This is a genomic window from Paratractidigestivibacter sp., assembly GCF_052362415.1.
In the GTDB taxonomy this organism is placed as follows: domain Bacteria; phylum Actinomycetota; class Coriobacteriia; order Coriobacteriales; family Atopobiaceae; genus Paratractidigestivibacter.
In genome coordinates, this window is record NZ_DAWEMK010000070.1 from 589 (window position 1) to 3,653 (window position 3,065).

Annotated in this window: 1 protein-coding gene; it reads right to left on the reverse strand. The window is 64.6% G+C overall.

What is annotated here, in order from left to right; genetic code table 11:
* On the reverse strand, positions 1-2,602 hold a 2,602-nt coding region (locus tag ACT84W_RS07485), incomplete at its 3' end, for a glycoside hydrolase family 3 C-terminal domain-containing protein (RefSeq protein WP_444328748.1).
* Between the last annotated feature and the right edge of the window lie 463 nt (positions 2,603-3,065).

Consider the following 3,065-nt stretch of genomic DNA (forward strand, 5'->3'; position numbering starts at 1 on the left):
CGGCGCCGTTCCAGTGGCAGCCGACGCGGCTGTAGGAGGTCATCACGCCGTTGACGTTGCCCTCAGTGAAGGCGTACTCGAAGGAGCGCAGGTAGACCTCGCGGATGGCCTGCTCGTTGGTCCAGGTGGAGGCGCCGCTGCGGTTGGTCTCCTGGTCGTTCAGGGCGAAGTGCTTGATGAGCACGTGGGCGCCCTTGGACTCGATGCCCTGGCACTCGCTGGAGAGCAGCTTACCAGAGAGGAAGGAGTCCTCAGAGAAGTACTCGAAGTTGCGGCCGCAGTAGGCGTTGCGGTGGATGTTGGCGCCGGGGCCGTAGAGGTAGCTCACCTTGGCGGCGATGCAGTCGTTGCCGATCACACGGCCCACGTCGGAGAGCAGGTCAACGTTGAAGGTGGCGCCCATGACGTCCTCGGAGGGCAGGCCCATGGTCTTGATGTCGGACTTCGCGCCGAACAGCATGGTGGTGAGGCCGGTCGGCCCGTTCTCGTCGCGGGTGCCAGGAAGCTGGATGGAGTCGATCGCCTGCGTGTAGTGGAACGCGGAGCCGATGAGGAAGCTCATGTCGGAGGGCTTCAGCTGGTCGAGCAGGTCGTTCCACTTGGGGTCGTCGTAGTCGAGGCCCATAAGGTCGATGAGCTTGAGGCCGTTCTTGGCGCCGGTGGTGGGCATGGAGGCGCCGTTGTACTCGCCGTCATAGAGGCCCGCAGCGTAGCGGGAGTTGGAGAGCTGCGCGACCATGTCGTCGGTGGCCTCCAGGACGGGGGCCTCGTCGGCAAGCGTGCCCTCCCAGTCGGAGCGCGAGAGATAGGTGACCTTCTGGTCGCCGGTGAACCCGGCGCGGTTGAGGTCGGCGTCATCGAACTGGTTGGTGATCTGGGCGCCCTTGGCCGAGGCGGCGTAGGTCGTCGTGTCGAGCGCGGCGTTGTTCCACACACTGACGGCAGAGGCGTCGCCCGCGGCGTCCATCTTGCCGCCGGTGGTCTCGGGGGTGTAGCCCTTGTGGGCCAGGAAGTTGTTCACCGCGGCGTGCGCGCCGTCGGCGACAGTGAGCAGGTAGTCGCCGGCGTCGAGGACGTAGGTCTGGGCGCCGTCGGCGTCGTAGGAGGCCATGTCGCGGCAGTCGACGGAGACGGTGACGACCTGGGACTCGCCGGGCTCGAGCTGCTTGGTCTTGGCGAAACCGACGAGCTGGGCCGAGGGCTTCTCGATGCCGTGGGCACGGTCGTAGTCGGTGTAGGGCGACTGCATGTAGACCTGGACGGACTTGGAGCCCGCGACGTCGCCGGTGTTGGTCACGGTGGCGGTGACGTCGAACTTGTCGGTGGATGCGTTATAGGTCGCGCTCACGCCGGAGGTCTGGAAGGTCGTGTACGAGAGGCCCGAGCCGAAGCCGTAGGCGACGTCATCGGAGTAGTTGTAGTCGCCGGTGTTGGCGGTGCCCATGACGGCGTCCTCATAGCGGGTCTCGTAATAACGGTACCCGACGTAGATGCCCTCCTGGTAGACCATGTACTTGGAGTTGAACTTGTCGAGGCCCTTCTCGTCGGCGTTCGCGTAGGTGAAGTCGCCGGAGTTGACCACGGACGGGGCCGAGAGGTTGTCGTAGAGGAACGTGTCGGACAGGGCGCCGGAGGGGTTCACGTCGCCGGCGAGGATCTTGCCGACCGCGTTGATGCCCTGCGCGCCCACGCCGCCGACCCACAGGACGGCGTCGACGTCGTAGTCGGAGTCCTTGAGGAAGTCGAGCTGGATCGGGTTGGAGGAGTTCAGCAGGACAACGACCTTGCGGACCTTGCCGGCCTCCTTCATGGCCTTGAGGTTCGCGAGCATGTCGCGCTCCTCCTCGGTGAGGCCGAGGTAGCCGCCGGAGCGGGCGTGCTCGTCGGCGGTGTTGAGGTCGTAGCCCTCGCCGCCGACGCGCGAGATCACGGCGACGGCCGCGTCGCCGTAGTCGGCGACGGAGTCGAGCGTGGCCTGGTCGTACTCGGACCAGGGCACCTCGTTGACCTGGTTGGAGGTGACCTTGGTCTTGCCGGTGAGGCTCACGGTCTGGCGCTTATACTGCTCCGCAGAGCCGGCGCCGGTGGTGTAGAAATCCCACATGGTGGGGTTGACCTGGAAACCGGCGGCCTCCATGGCCTCCTTCAGCGTGGGAACGCTCGAGGTGTCGAGGCCGGCCGAGCCGGTGCCGCCGTAGACGAGGTCGGTGCTCGAGTGCGAGAAGAGCGTGACCTTGGCGCCGTGCGCAAGCGGCAGCGCGCCGCCCTCGTTCTTGAGCAGGGTCGCGCCCTCGGCCTCGACCTTCTCGGAGAGCATCTTGCCGTACTCGACGCGCTCCTCGTCGGAGGAGAAGTCGCTCGTGAAGTACTGCGCCGAGTTATCGGGGTTGGTGATCTTCGTGCGGTTCGACGACGTGACGAGGTCGAACGTCATCGGGAACCAGTTGAAGAAGTACAGCGCGATGCCGGTGGCGATGAACATGATCGGCAGGATGAAGCAGAGGATCTTCGCGGGCAGCGCGACGCGCCGCTTGGCCTTCTTCCACGCCTTCTTCCTCGCCTTGTAGCTTGTGGGGTCGGCGACCCCGCCTTTCTGTGCCATCTTTCCTCCCCTATCTGGTGTGTGGCGGGCATATGCCCTAGCTTGCTGATATACCAGATTAGGGATATTTCCTTGTTTATCTGACCGCGTCAGCTTTCTTTCAAGCAGGCGGTAGCGATGTGACGGCAAACGGTAGCTGGGCGTTTTGACAAATCGAGTTTTGCGTCAAGTCATCAGATGACTTCTGACTGATATGACAATTTAGCCGACGAATAAGGGCCGCCGACCGGCATGGCAAGCGGTCGGCGGCCCTCGGAGGGAGCCTGGATATGAGCTGGGCGGGCGGGGCGCTGGGCGCTAGGCGCTGAGCGGGCAACTACTCGTTGTCGGCCCAGTTGCTCTTCTGCTGGCCCTTCTTCTTTACCAGCTTATAGGCGGCGTTCGGCTCGTGGACGCGGCGCCAGGTGGCCTCGTCGCGGAGCAGACGAGCAGCTTCACGTCGCGGTAGATGCCGCCGTAGAAG